We start from the raw sequence: 19,448 nt of genomic DNA, 5'->3' as shown, positions 1-19,448 counted from the left end.
CCTCACTTGCCCGTCAGGACCGAACGGCCGATGCCGTGGTACTCGATGCCCAGGCCCGTCATCAGCGGCGGCTCGAACAGGTTGCGGCCGTCGATGATCACCGGGTGCTTCAGGCGCGCCTTGATCTGCTCGAAGTCCGGGCTGCGGAACGCCTTCCATTCGGTGACGATCACCAGGGCTTCGGCGCCGTCCAGCGCTTCCATCGGCGTCTTCTTGAAATCGACGCGCGCGAGTTGCGCTTCGGAGAGGTCCAGCGCCAGCACGCGCTGCGCTTCTTCCATCGCGACCGGATCGTGCACGGCGACGCTGGCGCCCCGCTCGATCAATTCCTTCAGCAGCACGCGCGACGGCGCTTCGCGCATGTCGTCCGTGTTCGGCTTGAACGCGAGGCCCCAGACGGCGAATGTCATGCCCGTCAGGTCGTCGCCGAAGCGCTGCACGACCTTGCGGCCCAGCACCTGCTTCTGGCGGTCGTTGACGGCTTCCACGGCGCGCAGGATCAGCAGTTCCTGGTCGTACTGGCGCGCGGTGCGCTCGAGCGCCTGCACGTCCTTCGGGAAGCACGAGCCGCCGTAGCCGGCGCCCGCGTACAGGAAGCTGTGGCCGATGCGCGGGTCGGAGCCGATGCCGTGGCGGACGGCTTCGATATCGGCGCCCACCTGGTCGGCGAGGTTCGCCAGTTCGTTCATGAACGAGATGCGGGTCGCGAGCATCGCGTTGGCCGCGTACTTCGTGAATTCGGCCGAGCGCACGTCCATCCAGTAAACGCGTTCGTGGTTGCGGTTGAACGGGGCGTACAGCAGCTTCATGAGGTCGCGCGCACGCTGGCCCGCGGGGCTGTCGTCGTGGCCGATGACGATGCGGTCGGGACGCATGAAGTCGTCGACGGCGGCGCCTTCCTTCAGGAATTCCGGGTTCGAGACGACGGCGAATTCCATGCTTTCTTCACCACGCGCACGCAGCTCTTCGCGCACGGCGGCGGCGACGCGGTCGGCCGTGCCGACGGGCACCGTGGACTTGTCGACGATGACCTTGTAGCCATCCATGTGGCGGCCGATGTTGCGGGCGGCGGCCAGCACGTACTGCAGGTCGGCGGAACCGTCTTCGTCCGGCGGGGTGCCGACGGCGATGAACTGGAGCTGGCCATGCGCAACGCTGGCGGCGACGTCGGTCGAGAACTGCAGGCGGCCGCTGGCGCGGTTGCGCGCGACGACTTCTTCCAGGCCCGGTTCGTGGATCGGGATGCCGCCGTTGTTCAGCAGGTCGATCTTGCGTTGGTCGACGTCGAGGCAAAAGACGTCGTTGCCGAGTTCCGCCAGGCAGGCGCCGGTCACGAGGCCGACGTAGCCGGTGCCGATAATCGTAATCTTCATGGTTCGCTTTAGCTTAGTTCATCACGTTCAGTTCTTCGGTACGGCGCGGCGGGTAGGTCTCCCACTTGCTGCACCCCGGGCATTGCCAGTAATACTGACGCGCCTTGAAACCACAATGGCTGCACTGGTAGCGCGCCAGCTTCTGCGTGTAACCGTGCACCAGGTTCTTCACCATCGACAGCTCTTCCCACACGTTCGCCGGCGCATCCATCAGGCGCGCTTCCAGCAGCTTGTCGAGACCGAGCAGGGTCGGATTGCGGCGCAGCTCTTCCACCACCAGCTGTTTGGCAGCCTCCACGCCGTTGAGTTCAATGACGGCCTTGAAGACGACCTCGATCAGATCAATCGACGACGCTTCTTCCAGGTAGGAGCGCAGCAGGTTGACGCCTTCCTGCGGGCGGCCGACGGCGCGGTAGCCATCCATCAGGCGCGCGGCGACGAGGGCCACGTGCGGCACGCTTTGCTGCTCCACGCGGCGCCACGTCTTCAGCGCGCCCTCGATGTCGCCTTCGGCCTTGAGCGCATCGCCGCACAGCATCGTCGCGCGCACGTTCTTGCGGTCGGCCTGCAGCGCCTTGTCCAGCAGCGCCTTCGCTTCCTCGGACTGCATGTGCACGAGGGCGTCCTGCGCCAGCTCGCAATAGAACTGCGCGATTTCCTTGTGGTGCGCGCCGGCGCCGGATTCCATCAGGCCCTCGGCGGCGGCGATCGCGCGGCGCCACTCCTTTTCGCGCTGGAAGATCTCCAGCAGCGCACGGCGGGCCTGCACGCCGTACTGCGTGTCGACGAGCAGGTTGAACGTCTCTTCGGCGCGGTCCAGCAGGCCCGCCTTCAGGTAGTCCATGCCGAGTTCGTACTGCGCGTGCACCTGCTGCTCGATCGGCAGGTCGGGACGCGACAGCAGGTTCTGGTGGACGCGGATCGCGCGCTCCGTCTCACCGCGGCGGCGGAACAGGTTACCCAGCGCGAAATGCATGTCGGCGGTTTCCGGATCGAGCTTGACGATCTCGATGAACGCGTCGATGGCCTTGTCCGGCTGTTCGTTGAGGAGGAAATTCAGGCCCTTGAAATAGCCGCGCGGGAGGCTGCGCGATTCGGAGACGAGCTGCTTGATATCGACGCGGGCGGCGATCCAGCCGAGGGCAAAAAAGACGGGGATGCCGAGCAGCCACCAGATTTCAAATTCCATATGTTGTTCTTATTGATTACTGAATAACGTTCAGGCGCGCGGCGCGACGCTGTCCGGCTGCGGCGCATTGGCGGCGGTACCGGCCGCGCTCTGCAGGGCCTGGATCGTGTGCTTGTGCTGCGAGCTTTCGCGCCGGTGCCGGAACACGGTCGGCGTCACGGCCAGGATGCCGAGGAAGGCGCCGGCGATGAAAAACGCGAGCAGCATCAGCACCAGCGGACCCCGCACCTCGTAATTCAGGAAGAAATGCAGGTCGACCTGATGCGTGTTCTTCAGGGCAAAACTGAAGAACAGGACGAACAGCAGGCATCCGACGATGGTGGAGACGAGTTTCATCAGCAGGTCCCGAGAGGTAAGACGGCAAAGGCGCAGTGTCGCATATTTGAAACGATATTCCTAGAACGGCCGGCCCGGCCGTTGCTCGCGTGCGGCGTGATTATACGTGGGTTGCACGATTCGGGGTCAGAGCTCATTTTTAGGGAAATTCGGGGTCAGAGCACTTTTCAGGCCATTATCTCTGCAGCAAATTTCTCGTGAGTCCGGTAGCAACTATCGTCTGTGGTTGCTGATGCGCGCGACGCCCGTGCGTTGCGATTGTTCATCAGTAAATTGATCGAAAAAGTGCTCTGACCCCGAATTTGAGAAATAAAAAACGGCGCCCCGAGGGACGCCGTTTCGTGAGTCTGTCGCAGACGGATCAGTCTTCGATGATCGGTTGCCCGACCATCGCATCCACCCGCTCGCGCAACTGCTTGCCCGGTTTGAAGTGGGGTACCCGTTTTTCGGGCACCATCACTTTGTCGCCGGACTTCGGGTTGCGGCCGATGCGGGGCGGCCGGCTGTTCAGGGCAAAGCTGCCGAAACCCCGGATCTCGATGCGCTGGCCGCTCGCGAGAGCATTGGTCATCGCATCGAGGATGGTCTTGACGGCGAACTCGGCGTCTTTTGCCACCAGCTGAGAATAGCGCTCGGCCAGGCGGTTGATCAGCTCGGACTTGGTCATCTGCTCACTCTAAGGTTGTAACCTTTGCTTAGTTCTTGTTATCGAACTTGGCCTTCAGCAGGGCGCCCAGCGAGGTGGTGCCGGTTGCTGCGCTGTTGTCCGAAGCCAGCTTCTGCATGGCTTCCTGGGTGTCGGCGTTGTCCTTGGCCTTGATCGACAGCTGGATGCTGCGTGCCTTGCGGTCGATGTTGATGACCAGGGCTTCGACCTTGTCGCCCACTTTCAGGTGGGTGCCGGCATCTTCCACGCGGTCGCGGGCGATTTCCGAAGCGCGCAGGTAGCCTTCGACTTCCTCGTTCAGGGCGATCACGGCGCCTTTCGGCTCGACCGACTTCACGGTGCCGGTGACCAGGGTGCCCTTGTCGTTCAGCGAAGCGAAGTTGTTGAACGGGTCGCCTTCCAGCTGCTTGACGCCCAGCGAGACACGCTCGCGCTCGACGTCGATCGCCAGGACGACGGCTTCCAGCTCGTCACCCTTCTTGAAGCGGCGGACCGCTTCTTCGCCGGCTTCCGTCCACGACAGGTCGGACAGGTGCACCAGGCCGTCGATGTTGCCCGGCAGGCCGATGAACACGCCGAAGTCGGTGATCGACTTGATCAGACCTTTGACCTTGTCGCCCTTCTTGTGGGTCATGCCGAAGTCGTCCCACGGATTCGCCTTGCACTGCTTCATGCCCAGCGAGATACGACGACGCTCTTCGTCGATTTCCAGGACCATGACTTCGACTTCGTCGCCCAGCTGGACAACCTTGTTCGGCGCCACGTTCTTGTTGGTCCAGTCCATTTCCGAGACGTGCACCAGGCCTTCGATGCCCTGCTCGACTTCCACGAACGCACCGTAGTCGGTCAGGTTCGTGACCTTGCCGAACAGGCGGGTGCCTTGCGGGTAGCGACGCGACAGGCCGGTCCACGGATCGTCGCCCAGTTGCTTGACGCCCAGCGAGACGCGGTTCTTTTCCTGATCGTACTTGAGGACCTTAGCGGTGATCTCTTGACCAACCGACAGGACTTCCGACGGGTGACGCACACGACGCCATGCCAGGTCGGTGATGTGCAGCAGGCCGTCGATGCCGCCCAGGTCGACGAACGCACCGTAGTCGGTGATGTTCTTGACGACGCCGGTGACGACGGTGCCTTCCTTGAGCGTTTCCATCAGCTTCGCACGCTCTTCGCCCATCGATGCTTCGATGACGGCGCGACGCGACAGCACGACGTTGTTACGCTTGCGGTCCAGCTTGATGACCTTGAATTCCAGGGTCTTGCCTTCGAACGGGGTCGTGTCCTTGACCGGACGGGTGTCGACCAGCGAACCCGGCAGGAATGCGCGGATGCCGTTGGTCAGGACGGTCAGGCCGCCCTTGACTTTGCCGTTCACGGTACCGGTGACGATCTCGCCCGATTCCATTGCTTTTTCCAGAGCCAGCCACGATGCCAGGCGCTTGGCCTTGTCGCGCGACAGGATGGTATCGCCGAAACCATTTTCCAGCGATTCGATGGCCACGGAAACGAAGTCACCCACGTTGACTTCCAGTTCGCCCTGGTCATTCTTGAATTCTTCGATGGGGATGAAAGCTTCCGATTTCAGGCCGGCGTTGACGATCACGAAGTTGTGATCCAGACGCACGACTTCGGCGGAGATGACTTCGCCCGAACGCATGTCTTGACGCGCCAGCGACTCTTCGAAGAGTGCTGCGAAGCTTTCCATACCGGTATCTTGATTTGCTGCAGTAGCCATAAGTTTTGAGATGTTAGCCAGCAGATCGGCTATATGCGATCTGAACTGGGTCAAGTTGAACCACACCCGGGACACCCCGGGCACCTATAAACGCCGTTCTCACGGCAGTCCCTACAACATCAGGGATAAATTCTTGTTAGAACCTCGCCAAACCTACTGCGCGTTGCCCCGTCGCCCTGCGATGCTCACTGTACTCTCGTACAGCTGCGCTTCTCGGACAACGGTGCTGCCGCTCGCTACGGTTTTGCGAGGTTCATTCTTAGGGGTGCGCATACCAGGCGAGCACCTGTTCGACGGCTTCGTCCGCCGTCATCTGCGAGGTATCGAGGATGTGCGCCCCTTCAGCCGGCACCAGCGGGGCCACGGCGCGCTGGGTATCGCGCGCGTCGCGGGTCTGCAAATCCGCCAGCAGATCGTCCATATTAGCAGAAAATCCTTTGTCAATCAATTGCTTATACCGGCGTTGCGCACGTGCCTCAACACTTGCGGTCAGGAACACCTTCAGCTGGGCGCCGGGAAAGATCACGGTGCCCATGTCGCGGCCGTCGGCCACGAGGCCGGGCGTTTCGCGGAAGCTCAGTTGCAAGCCGTATAACGCCTGGCGCACGGCCGGCAGCGCCGCGATCTTCGACGCGGTATTGCCGACTTCTTCCTGGCGGATCGCGTTGCTCACCTCTTCCGTGCCGAGGTAGATATGGCCGCCGTTGAAGCGGACGGGCAGGTGTTCGGCGACCTTGGCGAGCGCGTGCTCGTCGCGCAGGTCGGTGCCGCGGCGCAGTGCGGACAATGCGGTCAGGCGATACAGGGCGCCGGAATCCAGCAGGTGGAAGCCCAGGCGGTCGGCGACCTTGTGGGCCACCGTGCCCTTGCCCGAGGCGGTCGGGCCGTCAATCGTAATGACGGGAATATTCGAGTTCGGCATGTAGTGTGTGTGGTTACCAGTTATCCCATCAGGATAATGTGTCTTGCGCGATTCCGGAAAACGTTTCGAAGTAGTCCGGGAACGTCTTGGCCACGCACTTCGGATCATTGATGCGCATCGCGTTGCCGCGCCGCGCCGCGCCATCCAGCGATGCCAGCGAGAAGCACATCGCCATACGGTGGTCGTCATAGGTGTCGATCGTCGCATGCGACAGCGTGTCGGGCGGCGTCACGCGGATGTAGTCCGGGCCCTCTTCCACCGTCGCGCCGACCTTGCGCAGCTCCGTCGCCATTGCGGCCAGGCGGTCGGTTTCCTTCACGCGCCAGCTGGCGATGTTGCGCAGCGTGCTCGTGCCGTCCGCGTACAGCGCGGCGACGGCGATCGTCATCGCGGCGTCCGGGATGTGGTTGAAGTCCGCGTCGATCGCTTTCAGCACGCCGTTCGACTTCGCCTCGATCCAGTTGTCGCCCTTCGTGATCGTCGCGCCCATCTGCTCCAGCGCGTCGGCGAAGCGCACGTCGCCCTGGATGGAGTCCTTGCCCACGCCTTCCACGCGCACCGGACCGCCGGCGATGGCGCCCGCGGCCAGGAAGTACGACGCCGACGACGCATCGCCTTCGACGTGGATGCTGCCCGGACTCTGGTACGTCTGGCCCGGCTGCACGGTGAACGACGCCCAGCCGTCCTGGCCGACCGTCACGCCGAAGCGGCGCATCAGGTTCAGCGTGATCTCGATGTACGGCTTCGAAATGAGCTCGCCCACCACCTCGATCGTGACCGGCTTGTCGACCGCCATCAGCGGCGCGGCCATGAGCAGCGCAGTCAGGAACTGGCTCGACACGTTGCCGCGCACGGCGATGCGGTCCGGCTGGACCTTGCCCGCGCGGATGTGCAGCGGCGGATAGCCCGGATTGCCCGTGTATTCGATGTTGGCGCCGACGGCGTTCAGCGCGTCGACCAGGTCGCCGATCGGACGCTCGTGCATGCGCTCGACGCCGTGCAGCGTGTAGTCGCCGCCGATCACGGCCAGCGCCGCCGTCAGCGGGCGGATCGCGGTGCCCGCATTCCCCATGAACAGGTCGGCCTGGCCGACGGGCAGGCGGCCGGCAGCGCCATGCACGACGTGCGTGCGCTCGTCGACCTGCTCCCACTGGATGCCGAGCTTCCTGAGGGCGTCCAGCATGACGGACGTGTCGTCCGACGCGAGCAGGTCGTGGATGGTCGTCGTGCCTTCGGACAGTGCGGCCAGCAGCAACGTGCGGTTCGAGATGCTCTTCGAGCCGGGCAGGCGTACGGTGCCCTGCACGCGCATCACGGGTTCGAGGTCGATGTGCTGGGGATAGATTTTAGCTTGGGTCATTTTCCAGATTCCTGATCGGGCGCCGGCGGTTTTTCCGCGGCTTCGATCGCTTCGGTCCACGCGCGGCGGGCGCGCTGGGCGTTGGCGTAGGTCGCCTCCAGCGCGGGTCCGTCACTGGCGGCGAGCCGCGCGCGAAGGTGAGTCAATTGAGCGAGATAGGCGTCCAGTTCGCCGAGCAGCGCGTCGCGGTTCGCGAGGCTGATGTCGCGCCACATTTCCGGCGACGAGCCCGCGATGCGGGTGAAGTCGCGGAAGCCGCTGGCGGCGTACTGGAACAGCAGGTCCGCGTGCGGCTTGTTGGCGATGTCGTCGACGAGCGCGTACGCGAGGAGGTGCGGCAGGTGGCTGACCGCGGCGAACACCTTGTCGTGCTCCTGCGGCGTGAGCATGTGGATGATGGCGCCGCACGTGCGCCACGCGGCGGCCACTTTCTCGACGGCTTCCGCGGCATTTTCCGGCAGCGGCGCGAGCACGGTCTTCTTGCCGCGGTACAGGTCGGGGATCGCCGCATCCGGACCGTTCGATTCACGGCCCGCGATCGGGTGCCCCGGCACGAACTGGTGGACGCGATCGCCCAGCGCGGCACGTGCGGCCGCCACCACGTCGGACTTGGTGCTGCCCGCGTCCGTGACGATCGTCTGCGGCTCCAGGTGCGGCAGCAGCGACGCGAGAATCGCTCCCGTCTGCGCGACGGGCGCCGCCAGCAGCACGAGATCTGCGCCACGCATGGCTTCTTGCGGTGACGTCGCGGCTTCGTCGATGATCCCGAGCTCGCGCGCACGCGCCAGCGCCTGCGCGGAGCGTCCCAGCCCCACGATGTGGCCCGCGGCGCCGGCCGCCTTCAGGCCCAGCGCGAACGAGCCGCCGATCAGGCCGACGCCGACGATGACGACTTTCGTCAACATCAGCCGAGAGCCTTTTCAAGGGCTTCGACGAAGCGGGCATTCTCTTCCGGCAGGCCGATCGAGATGCGCAGCCATTGCGGCAGGCCGTACGCGCCGACCGGACGCACGATCACGCCCTGCTTCAGCAGCGCGAGGTTCACGCGCGCGCCGGCGCCGTCGTCGTCGCCCACTTTCACGAGCACGAAGTTGCCGTAGGACGGGACGTACTCGAGCTTGAGCTCATCGAACGCCGCGGTCAACTGCCGGTAGCCGGCGCGGTTGTTCTCGGCACCCTTGCGCAGGAATTCTTTATCGTTCAGCGCCGCGATGGCGGCCGCCTGCGCGAGCGAATTCACGTTGAACGGCTGGCGGATGCGGTTCATCAGGTCCGTCACGGCCGGCTGCGCGATGGCGAAACCGACGCGCAGGCCCGCGAGGCCATACGCTTTCGAGAACGTGCGCGAGACGATCAGGTTCGGGTATTTGCGGACCCACTGCGTCGATTCGAACTGGTCCTTCTGCTCGAGGTATTCGTTATAGGCCTCGTCCAGCACGACGACGACGGACGCCGGCACCTTGGCCAGGAACGCCTCGATCTCGGGTGCGGAGATGAACGTGCCGGTCGGGTTGTTCGGGTTGGCGATGTAGACGAGACGGGTGTCCGCATCGATCGCGGCCGCCATCGCATCGAGGTCGTGGCCGTAGTTCCTGGCCGGCACGACGATGCCGCGCGCGCCCACGCCCTGCGTGGCCAGCGCGTACACGGCGAACGAATACTGCGCATAGACGACGGCCTGGCCCTTTTGCACGAACGCGTGCGCGGCGATCTCGAGGATGTCATTGGAGCCGTTGCCGAGCGTGATCCAGTCGGCCGGCACGTCGTAGCGCTTGGCCAGCGCGGCCTTCAGCTCGAAGCCGTTGGCGTCCGGGTAGCGACCGAGTTCCGCGGCGGCGGCGGCCATCGCGGCCTTGGCCGACTCGGGGATGCCGAACGGGTTTTCGTTGGACGCCAGTTTGACGATACTGGCTTCATCGAGGCCGAACTCGCGGGCGACTTCGGAAATGGGTTTGCCGGCCTGGTAAGGGGCGATGGCGCGGACGTAATCGGGACCGAATTGCGACATGGGATTCTCTTGGCTGTAGTGTGAATGATTCAGAGGCCGACGGGATAGGATCCCAATACCTTGAAGAAGGCGGCGTTGTCCTTGAGCTCTTCGAGCGCGCGGCCGACGGCGGCATCGGCGATGTGGCCTTCGACGTCGACGTAGAAGTAGTACTCCCACGTGCCGATGCGCGCGGGACGCGATTCGAAACGCGTCATCGACACGCCGTGCTTCGCGAGCGGCGCGAGCAGGCTGTAGACGGCGCCGGCCTTGTTCGGCACGGCCAGCACGATCGACGTGCGGTCCTTGCCGGACGGGCCCGTGGCCTGGCTGCCGATGATCAGGAAGCGCGTGCGGTTGTGCGGGTCGTCCTGGATGTGCGCCTGGACGACGCCCAGCTTGTACTGTTCGCCCGCCATCTCGCTCGCGATCGCGGCGATGGTCGGATCCTGGCTCGCCAGCACGGCCGCTTCCGCGTTCGACGCGACGGCGCGGCGCTCGATGCCGGGGTGATGCAGGTTGAGCCACACCTGGCACTGGGCCAGCGCCTGCGAATGCGCGCACACGACCTTCACGCCGTCCATGCTGCCCGTCTTCGTCATGAGGCTGTGGTGCACGGGGATCGAGACTTCGCCGCTGATGATCGTCGTCGTCGCGAGCATCAGGTCGAGCGTGCGGTTGATGGCGCCCTCGGACGAGTTCTCGACCGGGACGACGCCATAGTCGGCGGTGCCGGCCTCGGTGGCGCGGAAAACTTCGTCGATCGACACGCACGGCAGGCCTTCGACGGCGCTGCCGAACTGCTGGAACACGGCCTGTTCGCTGAACGTGCCGGTGGGACCGAGGAAGGCGACCGTCACGCGCTTTTCCAGCGCGCGGCAGGACGACATGATCTCGCGGAAGATGGTCTGCACGTCCTGGTTCTTCAGCGGACCGGGATTGCGCTCGGCGACGCCGCGCAGCACCTGCGCTTCGCGCTCGGGGCGGAACACGGGGGCGTTGGTCTCGGCCTTCACGTGGCCGACTTCCTGCGCGACCCTGCCGCGGCGTGAAAGGAGTTCGAGGATTTGCGCGTCGATCGCATCGATCTGTTCGCGCAGGGGTTTGAGTTTGTCTGTCATCGTCTGCTCATGGGTTTCGGTTCGCCCGTCATCCCCGCGGACGCGGGGATCCATGCTGATTACCCGAAGTCGCGGCATGGGCATCGCCACGTTGCCGACAAGGGTACGCTCAGCATGGGTTCCCGCCTGCGCGGGAACGACGAGGATGCGGCGACTCAGCGCCCCGCGAACTCGTTCAAATAATCGACCAGGGCTTGCACACCCTCGATCGGCATCGCGTTGTAGATCGATGCCCGCATACCGCCGACGGACTTGTGGCCCTTCAGTTGCAGCAGGCCGCGCGCTTTGGCGCCGGCCAGGAATTGTTCGTTCAGTGATTCATCGCGCAGGTAGAACGGTACGTTCATGCGCGAGCGATATTCGGGCGCCACACGATTCTGGTAGAAGTCGTCGGCGTCCAGCGCCGCGTACAGCAGGCGCGCTTTTTCGATGTTGCGGCGTTCCATCTCGGCCACGCCGCCCTGTTTTTTCAGATGCGCGAACACGAGGCCCGCGATATAGATGCCGTACGTCGGCGGCGTGTTCAGCATCGACTCCGCCTCCGCCACCGCGCGCCAGTTGAACACGCCCGGGCAGATCGGCAAGGCGTGGTCGAGCAGGTCCTCGCGCACGATCGTGATCGTCAGGCCCGCCGGACCGATGTTCTTTTGCGCGCCGGCGAAGATCACGCCGTACTTCGACACGTCGACCTGGCGCGACAGGATGTGCGAGGACATGTCCACGACGAGCGGCGTATCGCCCTGCACCGTCGGCACGTAACCGATCTCGACGCCGTCGATGGTCTCGTTCGTGCACAGGTGCAGGTAAGCCGCGTCGGCGCTCAGCTGCCACGTCTCCTGCGGCGGCACGGTCGTGAAGCGGCTCGCCTCGCCCGACGCCGCCACGTTCACGTTCGCATAGCGCTTCGCTTCCTTGATCGACTTGCCGGACCACGAACCCGTGTGGACGAAATCGATGGTCGCCGGCTGCGGTTTGCGGCCCACCATGTTCATCGGGATGATGGCGTTCTGGCCGAGGCCACCGCCCTGCAGGAACAGGACCTTGTAATTGTCCGGCACGCCCAGCAGTTCGCGGAAATCGGCTTCGGCCTGCTTGGCGATCGAAATGAATTCGGGGCCGCGATGGCTCATCTCCATCACGGACATGCCGCTGCCGTGCCAGTCGAGCATCTCGTCGGCTGCCTGGCGCAGCACTTCTTTCGGCAGGACGGCCGGGCCGGCGGAGAAGTTGTACACCTGAGTCATCGTCCGCTCCTTACTTGCCGACGATGCTTTGCGCGCTCTGCGCCATCATTTTCTGCACGCGCGGCATCATCACGCGGTTGCTGATCTCCATGCTGCGGGTCATCAGCGTCGGCATGTTCGCCAGCATCTTCTGGCCCAGCGGCGACGCGTAGAACGCGGAGAGCTGGCGGATCTCGTCCAGCGTATAGGTCTCGGCGTACAGCGGCACCATTTCCGCCAGCATGTCGTCGACGAGGGTCGGGTCGCTGAATACGCCGTGCATCTGCGCGGTCAGCGTGGGCAGCGCTTCCTGCAGCTTCTTGTGCGCGTCGGCCTTCTTCTCCGCGGACAGCGTGGCGTCGCTGTCGATCATCGCATTCATCGACGCGGCGATCTGGGTCGGCATCTGCTGGTCCGCCTGCTTCAGCGACGCCTGCATCACGTCGCGGATCTTCATCGACGCCAGCATCTGCTTGGTGGCGGCGACGACGGCCGGATCGGCTGACGGCACCGGCGTCGCGGCGAACGCGGCAGGAGAGCAAATGACGAGGGCGGAGGCGATGGCGACGAGAGATTTCTTCACGGATGTCCTTGATGATGGCTGGTGCGGGGGCTTGCAATCCCGGCATGACAATGCGGGTTCCTCGATTTTCGCACGAAACTTGCAAAAAATCCTCAACAGGCCCCATTTCGACGGCATATGACACGTCGCCCCCGCGGAGGCGGGCGCCCAGGTTTTGCATCCAGGCTGCTCGAAATTGGGTTCCCGCCTGCGCGGGAACGACGGTCATCATCATGCCGGGGGCGAAAAAAAGCCGCCGAGATGCGAGCATCAGGGCGGCTTTTGGCTGAGCAGGCCGGCTTATTCCGGCGCCGGCTCCAGTTCCGTTTCCTCGAGGTCGGTCTCGACCACGCGCTGCAGGCCGGACAGCTTGGTGCCGTCTTCCACCGCGATCAGGGTCACGCCCTGGGTGGCGCGGCCCATCTCGCGGATCTCGGCCACGCGAGTCCGGATCAGCACGCCGCCGGTCGTGATCAGCATGATCTCGTCCGTCTCTTCGACCAGCGTCGCGGCGACGACCTTGCCGTTACGCTCGGACGTCTGGATCGCAATCATGCCCTTCGTGCCGCGGCCGTGGCGCGTGTACTCCGTGATCGGGGTGCGCTTGCCGAAGCCGTTTTCCGTCGCGGTCAGCACGGACTGCTGCTCGTTCTCGGCGACCAGCAGCGCGATCACGTTCTGGCCCTCTTCCAGGTTCATGCCGCGCACGCCGCGCGCCGTACGGCCCATCGGACGCACGTCGTTCTCGTCGAAGCGCACGGCCTTGCCGGCGTCCGAGAACAGCATCACGTCGTGCTTGCCGTCCGTGAGCGCGGCGCCGATCAGGAAGTCGCCGTCGTCCAGGTCGACCGCGATGATGCCGGCCTTGCGCGGATTGCTGAAGTCGCGCAGCGGCGTCTTCTTGACGGTGCCGAGGCTCGTCGACATGAACACGTAGTGGTCTTCCGGGAACGTCGAGTTTTCGCCCGACAGCGGCAGGATCACGGTGATCTTCTCGCCATCCTGCAGCGGGAACATGTTCACGATCGGCTTGCCGCGCGAGTTGCGCGAACCCTGCGGCACTTCCCACACCTTCAGCCAGTACATCCGGCCGCGGTTGCTGAAGCACAGCATGTAGTCGTGCGTGTTCGCGATGAACAGCTGGTCGATCCAGTCCTCGTCCTTCGTCGCCATCGCCTGCTTGCCGCGGCCGCCGCGCTTCTGCGCGCGGTATTCGGAAATCGGCTGCGACTTCATGTAGCCCGTGTGCGACAGGGTCACGACCATGTCCTGCGGCGTGATCAGGTCTTCCGTTTCCAGGTCGGACGCATTGTGCTCGATGGCGGAACGGCGGGTGTCCTTGCCGTTGTCCGCGTAGTCCGATTTGATCTGCGCCATCTCGTCGACGATGATGCTCGTGACGCGCTCCGGACGGGCCAGGATGTCGAGCAGGTCGGCGATGTGCAGCATCACTTCCTTGTACTCGTTGACGATCTTGTCCTGCTCCAGGCCGGTCAGGCGCTGCAGGCGCATCTGCAGGATTTCCTGGGCCTGCTCGTCCGACAGCTTATAGAGGCCATCCTGCTGCATGCCGTAGTGCTTTGGCAGGTGCTCGGGACGGAACGCCTCGATGCCGCCGGATGCGCCGAGTTCGGTGCGCGACAGCATTTCGCGCACGAGGGACGAATCCCATGCGCGCGACATCAGTTCCGTCTTCGCGACCGGCGGCGTCGGCGCGGCCTTGATGATCGCGATGAAGTCGTCGATATTCGCCAGCGCGACCGCGAGGCCTTCCAGCATGTGGCCGCGTTCGCGTGCCTTGCGCAGCTCGAACACGGTGCGGCGCGTGACCACTTCGCGGCGGTGCGACAGGAAGCACTCCAGCATCTGCTTCAGGTTCAGCAGCTTCGGCTGGCCGTTGACGAGGGCCACCATGTTCATGCCGAACGTGTCCTGCAGCTGGGTCTGCTTGTACAGGTTGTTCAGCACGACTTCCGGCACTTCGCCGCGCTTGAGCTCGATGACGACGCGCATGCCCGATTTGTCGGACTCGTCGCGGATGTCGGAAATGCCTTCCAGCTTCTTGTCGCGCACGTTTTCGGCGATGCGCTCCAGCAGCGATTTCTTGTTGACCTGGTACGGCAGCTCGTCGACGATGATCGCGATGCGGCCGCCGTCCTTGCCGTATTCCTCGAAGTGCGTCTTGGCGCGCATCACGACGCGGCCGCGGCCCGTGCGATAGCCGTCGCGCACGCCCGAGACGCCGTAGATGATGCCGGCCGTCGGGAAGTCCGGCGCCGGGATCAGCTCGATCAGCTCGTCGATCGTGCAGTCCGGGTTCCGCAGCACGTGCATGGCGCCGCTGATCACTTCGGACAGGTTGTGCGGCGGGATGTTCGTCGCCATGCCGACCGCGATACCGGACGAACCGTTGATCAGCAGGTTCGGGATCTTCGTCGGGAGGACGGTCGGCTCTTTTTCCTTGCCGTCATAGTTCGGCTGGAAGTCGACGGTGTCCTTGTCGATGTCGGCCAGCAGCTCGTTCGAGATCTTGTCCAGGCGGCACTCGGTGTAACGCATCGCCGCGGCGGAGTCGCCGTCGATCGAGCCGAAGTTGCCCTGCCCGTCCACGAGCGTGTAGCGCAGCGAGAAGTCCTGGGCCATGCGGACCAGGGTGTCGTAGATCGACGCGTCGCCGTGCGGGTGGTACTTACCCATCGTGTCGCCGACCACGCGCGCGCACTTCAGGTAAGGACGGTTCCACACGTTGTTCATCTCGTGCATCGCGTAGAGCACGCGGCGGTGCACGGGCTTCAAGCCGTCGCGCACGTCCGGCAGAGCACGGCCCACGATCACGCTCATGGCGTAATCGAGGTAGCTCTTGCGCATCTCTTCTTCCAGGGAAATTGGAACTGTTTCTTTTGCGAATTGATCCATTGTGCGGGTCGGCGCCTTCAGGCTGATAAGTGATATTCCAAGCCCATGATTTTACCACGGCAGCCCTAGCAATCACCTATTTCAGCGGCAAGCGGCCGGGATAGCAAACTGGCACAATTAGCCCTTTGACACATGCCTGTCATAAACATTCGTCAAGCTTGCGTGCGACTCCCGACACCTTGTTGCGCAGAAACAACGCGACAAATAGCATGCACGGCAATTGGTCGCCGGTCGGTCGTGCGGATGTGGCGTATGTGGCAAAATGGCCGAGACGTTAATTGCTTGTTTCACAATGCGGAACTGACGTGCTGTCTCGAGTGTTAATATTATGCTCACGTCTTATTGCCCTGGGGCAGTTTCGCCGCTAGAAGATTTTACCGAAAGGAAGAAAAAATATGAACAAATTGGCAACCCTCGTATTCGCAGCTACGGCCGCGATGGCGGGCAGCGCATCCGCGCAAAGTGCGCCTCCGTATGCGCCGCTGACCACCGATATCAAGGCGCCGACGCCGTACAGCGCTTACGTGCAGGATGCCCGTGGCGTCATCGCCCGCAATCCTTTCGGCCTGTGCTGGCGCACGGGCTACTGGACCCCGGCCGACGCGGTCCCGGGCTGCGACGCACCGCTGTGCGTGGAACCCGAGCGCCTGGAAAACGGCAAGTGCGTCGCTCCGCCGCCGCCGCCGGTCGCTGCTCCGGCACCTGCCACCCCGGCTCCGGCCCCGGCACCGGTTCCTGTCCCGACCTCGGAAAAAGTGAGCTACTCGGCTGACGCGTTCTTCGACTTCGACAAGGCCGTCCTGAAGCCGGCCGGCAAAGCGTCGCTGGACGACCTGGTCTCGAAGCTGAAAGACATCAACCTGGAAGTCATCATCGCCGTCGGCCACACCGACTCGGTCGGCACCGATGAGTACAACCAGAAGCTGTCCGTCCGCCGCGCCGAAGCCGTCAAGGCCTATCTGCAGAGCAAGGGCGTCGAATCGAACCGCGTCTACACCGAAGGCAAAGGCGAGAAGCAGCCGGTCGCCGACAACAAGACCGCCGCCGGCCGCGCGAAGAACCGCCGCGTGGAAATCGAAGTCGTCGGTACCCGCGGCAACAAGCAGTAATCCGGCTTAACGCCTGAACAACCCCGCTGCGGCGGGGTTTTTTTATGGCCCGGTTTTTTTCACGATCCCATCCGTGCCGACTACCCATTTCCGCTATCATTCCGTCCTATGACTACGACGACCAATGCCGATCCCTTAGAGATCCAGAAGTTCAGTGAACTGGCCCACCGCTGGTGGGACCCGACGTCCGAATTCCGTCCGCTGCACGACATCAACCCGTTGCGCCTGGAATGGATCAACGCGCGCGTGCCGCTGGCTGGCAAGAACGTCATCGACATCGGCTGCGGCGGCGGCATCCTGGCCGAATCCATGGCGCGCAAGGGTGCCAAGGTCACGGGCATCGACCTGTCGAAAAAGGCACTGAAGGTGGCCGACCTGCACAGCCTGGAATCGGGCGTGGAGGTGCGCTATAAACTGATCGCGGCCGAGGACATGGCCGCGGAAGAGCCGGGCCAGTTCGACGTCGTCACCTGCATGGAGATGCTCGAGCACGTCCCGGACCCGGCTTCCATCGTGCGCGCCGCCGCGGCCCTCGTCAAACCGGGCGGCCGCGTGTTCTTTTCCACGCTGAACCGCAACGTCAAATCGTATCTGTTCGCCGTCGTCGGCGCGGAATACGTGCTGCGCATGCTGCCGCGCGGCACCCACGATTACGCCAAATTCATCACGCCGGCCGAGTTGTCGAACTTCGTGCGCGACGCCGGCCTCATCGTCGACGGCTTGAAAGGCCTGACCTACAACCCGCTGACCAAGATCTACTCGCTGAACCAGGACACCGACGTCAACTACATGGTTGCCTGCAGTAAGCCGCTCTAAGTATCGACACATGACCTTTTCTTCCTCCCTGTCCGCGCCGCGCGCCGTCCTGTTCGACCTCGACGGCACCCTGGCCGACACTGCGCCCGACCTCGCGGCCGCCGTCAACTGGATGCGTACGGAGCGCGGCCTGGAACCGACGCCATACGCCATCCTCCGCCCGACCGCATCGGCCGGCGCCCGCGGCATGATCGGCGCCGCCTTCGGCCTGGCACCGGGGGACGACGGCTATGAGGAGATGCGTCTCGAATGGTTCGAACGCTACCAGTCCAACATGGCCGTGCACAGCACCCTGTTCGACGGCGTGCCCGACCTGCTGGACGGTCTCACGGCATCCGGCATGGCCTGGGGCATCGTCACCAACAAGCCGGCCCGTTTCACGGACCCGCTCGTCCCGCTGATCGGCCTGGCGCACGCCGGCTGCGTGATCTCGGGCGACACGACGCCGCACGCCAAACCCCACCCCGCCCCGCTGCTGGAAGCGGCGCGCCGCCTGGACATCGACCCGACTCACTGCTGGTACGTGGGCGACGACCAGCGCGACATCGAAGCAGGCCGCGCGGCCGGCATGGTCACCGTGGCCTGCAACTGGGGCTATTGCGGTTCCATCGATCCGGCGACGTGGGGTGCTCATTACCAACTGGACACGCCGCGCCACCTGCTGGACATGCTGCGCGAGCTGGCGGGCGCTGCGGTAACGACTGCCTGATCCGGCTTTCATCATTGCTTCATCCTGGCCGCCTTCTGCCCTGGCGGCCCGGTTTTTTCTCGGGGCCGCCCGTCGGTTAGTTGCAGATGTTGCGCTCTCGTCTTCGTCTTCGTTAGATCGCGATCCCGATCGGTCAACTCGTCATTTACATATCTTTACGATTGATACAGGGATACGTCTATCTCTCGACAATGCCTCTGGGTAATCTACAGCCATACGACAACAACGTCTCAGGAGCAGAAAAAATGGAAACGATCAAAACCGCCACCTCCCGTATCCACCCGCTGGTTGCAGCTGCGGCAGTGTCCGTCATCGTCGTCAGCCTCGCCGGCACGGCCGCGATCACCGGCCTCCTGCCGAGCTCGCACAGCGCTCCCGAGGCTGCCCCGACCCAGGTAAACCCGGCCTACGCCGCTGCCCCGGCGGCCGCACCGGCCCTGCCGATGGCTGCGGATGCCACGGCACCGCAAGGCCTGCAACCGGTCCAGGGCGCCTATGCACAGCCGGCCGTCGCGAGCGCCCAGCCGGCCCCGGCACCGACGGTGATCAAGGAAACGATCATCAAGGAAGTTCCGGCGAAACCGGCCCCGCGCCACACGACGCACCACTCGAGCTACGCCCAGAACGATGCGCCGTTGTATCGTGAACCGGCACCCCGTCCGGCTCCGCAGCCGGCACAACCGAACTACGTCGCCATCGGCACGGGCGCCGTCGTGGGCGGCCTGCTGGGCAACCAGGTGGGCAGCGGCAATGGCCGCAAACTGGCGACGGTCGCCGGCATGATTGGCGGCGGCATGCTGGGCAACCAGATCGCCAACCAGAACCAGGGCCGTTAATTCCACCTCAGCCCTTGATACTCCGCACCTCGCACCCATATCGGGTGTGAGGGCACGACAGGGCTCTCCGCTCAGAGGCCGATTGCGGTACAATGAGCATTCCTATCTGGGGGCGACCTGGCTTCGACGTGGGTTGCAAAGCAGAACAGGGCATACCGAGGACTGGTTACCTCGTAAATACATCCAGAAATCAATAACTGCAAACGATAACTCGTACGCACTCGCAGCCTAATCGCTGCTAGCTCTACACCACCTCGCCTCTGGGGTGTGCCGCAAGGCAAGTAGAGTCATTTACAGAGGCTAGGATTCAACCGGGTTACCTGGTTGCTTCCGAAACTTTAGGTAACTCGCTTGGTTGCAGGGTGCACGTCCCCGTCAGCCAGGTTAAATTAAAAGACAGTGCTAAGTATGTAGAACTGTCTGTAGAGTGCTTGCGGACGAGGGTTCGATTCCCTCCGCCTCCACCAGTATTCAAAATAAAAGCCCCGCCGTGAACTGAACCCCAAAAGTTGGACACCAACTTTTGGGGTTTTTTCATGACGAAGTACGATGAGCGGTTCAAGCTCTCTGTAGTTCAGCAATACTTG

17 protein-coding genes and 1 other RNA gene are annotated in these 19,448 nt (G+C 63.8%); 5 read left to right on the top strand and 13 right to left on the bottom strand.

Annotated features, from left to right (window positions below):
* Nucleotides 1–2 precede the first annotated feature (2 nt).
* From ASD28_RS15440 to gyrA, 13 genes are all read right to left on the bottom strand, one after another.
* A complete protein-coding gene (locus tag ASD28_RS15440; RefSeq protein ID WP_056129570.1) occupies nucleotides 3–1,373 on the bottom strand; it encodes a UDP-glucose/GDP-mannose dehydrogenase family protein in 1,371 nt (456 codons plus the stop codon).
* Nucleotides 1,374–1,386: 13 nt separating this feature from the next.
* Nucleotides 1,387–2,562 carry a lipopolysaccharide assembly protein LapB gene (gene lapB / locus ASD28_RS15435; RefSeq protein ID WP_056129567.1) on the bottom strand — a complete coding sequence of 392 codons (1,176 nt, stop codon included), beginning with the start codon at nucleotides 2,560–2,562 and terminating at the stop codon, nucleotides 1,387–1,389.
* Between the two features lie 30 nt (nucleotides 2,563–2,592).
* A complete protein-coding gene (locus ASD28_RS15430; protein ID WP_056129565.1) occupies nucleotides 2,593–2,898 on the bottom strand; it encodes a lipopolysaccharide assembly LapA domain-containing protein in 306 nt (101 codons plus the stop codon).
* Between the two features lie 361 nt (nucleotides 2,899–3,259).
* Nucleotides 3,260–3,565 (bottom strand): integration host factor subunit beta, encoded by a 306-nt coding sequence (locus tag ASD28_RS15425; RefSeq protein WP_036237327.1) that lies wholly within the window; start codon nucleotides 3,563–3,565, stop codon nucleotides 3,260–3,262.
* Between the two features lie 28 nt (nucleotides 3,566–3,593).
* A complete protein-coding gene (rpsA, locus tag ASD28_RS15420) occupies nucleotides 3,594–5,300 on the bottom strand; it encodes a 30S ribosomal protein S1 (protein ID WP_082577547.1) in 1,707 nt (568 codons plus the stop codon).
* 259 nt (nucleotides 5,301–5,559) lie between these two features.
* The gene (cmk, locus tag ASD28_RS15415; protein WP_056129560.1) at nucleotides 5,560–6,222 is read right to left on the bottom strand and encodes a (d)CMP kinase; all 663 of its coding nucleotides are present in this window, start codon (nucleotides 6,220–6,222) and stop codon (nucleotides 5,560–5,562) included.
* 28 nt (nucleotides 6,223–6,250) lie between these two features.
* Nucleotides 6,251–7,582 carry a 3-phosphoshikimate 1-carboxyvinyltransferase gene (aroA, locus tag ASD28_RS15410; protein WP_056129557.1) on the bottom strand — a complete coding sequence of 444 codons (1,332 nt, stop codon included), beginning with the start codon at nucleotides 7,580–7,582 and terminating at the stop codon, nucleotides 6,251–6,253.
* Nucleotides 7,579–8,487 (bottom strand): prephenate dehydrogenase/arogenate dehydrogenase family protein, encoded by a 909-nt coding sequence (locus ASD28_RS15405; RefSeq protein WP_200948999.1) that lies wholly within the window; start codon nucleotides 8,485–8,487, stop codon nucleotides 7,579–7,581. The genes aroA and ASD28_RS15405 overlap by 4 nt, the downstream gene beginning before the upstream one ends.
* On the bottom strand, nucleotides 8,487–9,590 hold the full coding sequence (gene hisC, locus ASD28_RS15400) for a histidinol-phosphate transaminase (RefSeq protein WP_056129555.1): 1,104 nt from the start codon (nucleotides 9,588–9,590) through the stop codon (nucleotides 8,487–8,489). The genes ASD28_RS15405 and hisC overlap by 1 nt, the downstream gene beginning before the upstream one ends.
* Nucleotides 9,591–9,619: 29 nt before the next feature.
* A complete protein-coding gene (gene pheA / locus ASD28_RS15395; protein ID WP_056129552.1) occupies nucleotides 9,620–10,690 on the bottom strand; it encodes a prephenate dehydratase in 1,071 nt (356 codons plus the stop codon).
* Between the two features lie 155 nt (nucleotides 10,691–10,845).
* Nucleotides 10,846–11,934, bottom strand: a complete 1,089-nt coding sequence (serC, locus tag ASD28_RS15390) for a 3-phosphoserine/phosphohydroxythreonine transaminase (protein ID WP_056129549.1) — start codon at nucleotides 11,932–11,934, stop codon at nucleotides 10,846–10,848.
* Nucleotides 11,935–11,944: 10 nt separating this feature from the next.
* On the bottom strand, nucleotides 11,945–12,496 hold the full coding sequence (locus ASD28_RS15385) for a DUF2059 domain-containing protein (RefSeq protein WP_056129547.1): 552 nt from the start codon (nucleotides 12,494–12,496) through the stop codon (nucleotides 11,945–11,947).
* A 279-nt stretch (nucleotides 12,497–12,775) separates the two neighbouring features.
* Complete coding sequence (gene gyrA, locus ASD28_RS15380; RefSeq protein ID WP_056129545.1) at nucleotides 12,776–15,391, bottom strand: DNA gyrase subunit A; 2,616 nt, start codon at nucleotides 15,389–15,391, stop codon at nucleotides 12,776–12,778.
* A gap of 395 nt (nucleotides 15,392–15,786) precedes the next feature.
* Here gyrA and ompA point away from each other — a divergent pair, with 395 nt between their 5' ends.
* The 5 genes from ompA to ssrA all read left to right on the top strand — a co-directional run bounded on the left by ompA (nucleotide 15,787) and on the right by ssrA (nucleotide 19,328).
* The gene (ompA, locus tag ASD28_RS15375; RefSeq protein ID WP_056129543.1) at nucleotides 15,787–16,500 is read left to right on the top strand and encodes an outer membrane protein OmpA; all 714 of its coding nucleotides are present in this window, start codon (nucleotides 15,787–15,789) and stop codon (nucleotides 16,498–16,500) included.
* Between the two features lie 108 nt (nucleotides 16,501–16,608).
* Entirely contained in the window at nucleotides 16,609–17,316 is a 708-nt protein-coding gene (gene ubiG / locus ASD28_RS15370; RefSeq protein WP_056129533.1) for a bifunctional 2-polyprenyl-6-hydroxyphenol methylase/3-demethylubiquinol 3-O-methyltransferase UbiG, read from the top strand.
* Between the two features lie 10 nt (nucleotides 17,317–17,326).
* Complete coding sequence (locus ASD28_RS15365) at nucleotides 17,327–18,025, top strand: HAD family hydrolase (protein ID WP_056129531.1); 699 nt, start codon at nucleotides 17,327–17,329, stop codon at nucleotides 18,023–18,025.
* A 245-nt stretch (nucleotides 18,026–18,270) separates the two neighbouring features.
* Nucleotides 18,271–18,861: a glycine zipper 2TM domain-containing protein gene (locus tag ASD28_RS15360; RefSeq protein ID WP_056129528.1), complete on the top strand. Its 591-nt coding sequence runs from the start codon at nucleotides 18,271–18,273 to the stop codon at nucleotides 18,859–18,861.
* A gap of 108 nt (nucleotides 18,862–18,969) precedes the next feature.
* Nucleotides 18,970–19,328, top strand: a transfer-messenger RNA (tmRNA) gene (gene ssrA, locus ASD28_RS31155).
* Nucleotides 19,329–19,448: the final 120 nt, after the last annotated feature.

This window comes from Massilia sp. Root133, assembly GCF_001426525.1.
Classification (GTDB): domain Bacteria; phylum Pseudomonadota; class Gammaproteobacteria; order Burkholderiales; family Burkholderiaceae_D; genus Telluria; species Telluria orientalis.
The sequence above is the reverse complement of the archived record's forward strand: the minus strand, read 5'-3'. Positions and strand labels throughout refer to the sequence as shown.

Coding starts and splice junctions, on each gene's coding strand:
- ASD28_RS15440 (WP_056129570.1), bottom strand. CDS start 1,373: ATGAAGATTACGATTATCGGCACCGGCTACGTCGGCCTCGTGACCGGC.
- lapB (WP_056129567.1), bottom strand. CDS start 2,562: ATGGAATTTGAAATCTGGTGGCTGCTCGGCATCCCCGTCTTTTTTGCC.
- ASD28_RS15430 (WP_056129565.1), bottom strand. CDS start 2,898: ATGAAACTCGTCTCCACCATCGTCGGATGCCTGCTGTTCGTCCTGTTC.
- ASD28_RS15425 (WP_036237327.1), bottom strand. CDS start 3,565: ATGACCAAGTCCGAGCTGATCAACCGCCTGGCCGAGCGCTATTCTCAG.
- rpsA (WP_082577547.1), bottom strand. CDS start 5,300: ATGGCTACTGCAGCAAATCAAGATACCGGTATGGAAAGCTTCGCAGCA.
- cmk (WP_056129560.1), bottom strand. CDS start 6,222: ATGCCGAACTCGAATATTCCCGTCATTACGATTGACGGCCCGACCGCC.
- aroA (WP_056129557.1), bottom strand. CDS start 7,582: ATGACCCAAGCTAAAATCTATCCCCAGCACATCGACCTCGAACCCGTG.
- ASD28_RS15405 (WP_200948999.1), bottom strand. CDS start 8,487: ATGTTGACGAAAGTCGTCATCGTCGGCGTCGGCCTGATCGGCGGCTCG.
- hisC (WP_056129555.1), bottom strand. CDS start 9,590: ATGTCGCAATTCGGTCCCGATTACGTCCGCGCCATCGCCCCTTACCAG.
- pheA (WP_056129552.1), bottom strand. CDS start 10,690: ATGACAGACAAACTCAAACCCCTGCGCGAACAGATCGATGCGATCGAC.
- serC (WP_056129549.1), bottom strand. CDS start 11,934: ATGACTCAGGTGTACAACTTCTCCGCCGGCCCGGCCGTCCTGCCGAAA.
- gyrA (WP_056129545.1), bottom strand. CDS start 15,391: ATGGATCAATTCGCAAAAGAAACAGTTCCAATTTCCCTGGAAGAAGAG.
- ompA (WP_056129543.1), top strand. CDS start 15,787: ATGAACAAATTGGCAACCCTCGTATTCGCAGCTACGGCCGCGATGGCG.
- ubiG (WP_056129533.1), top strand. CDS start 16,609: ATGACTACGACGACCAATGCCGATCCCTTAGAGATCCAGAAGTTCAGT.
- ASD28_RS15365 (WP_056129531.1), top strand. CDS start 17,327: ATGACCTTTTCTTCCTCCCTGTCCGCGCCGCGCGCCGTCCTGTTCGAC.
- ASD28_RS15360 (WP_056129528.1), top strand. CDS start 18,271: ATGGAAACGATCAAAACCGCCACCTCCCGTATCCACCCGCTGGTTGCA.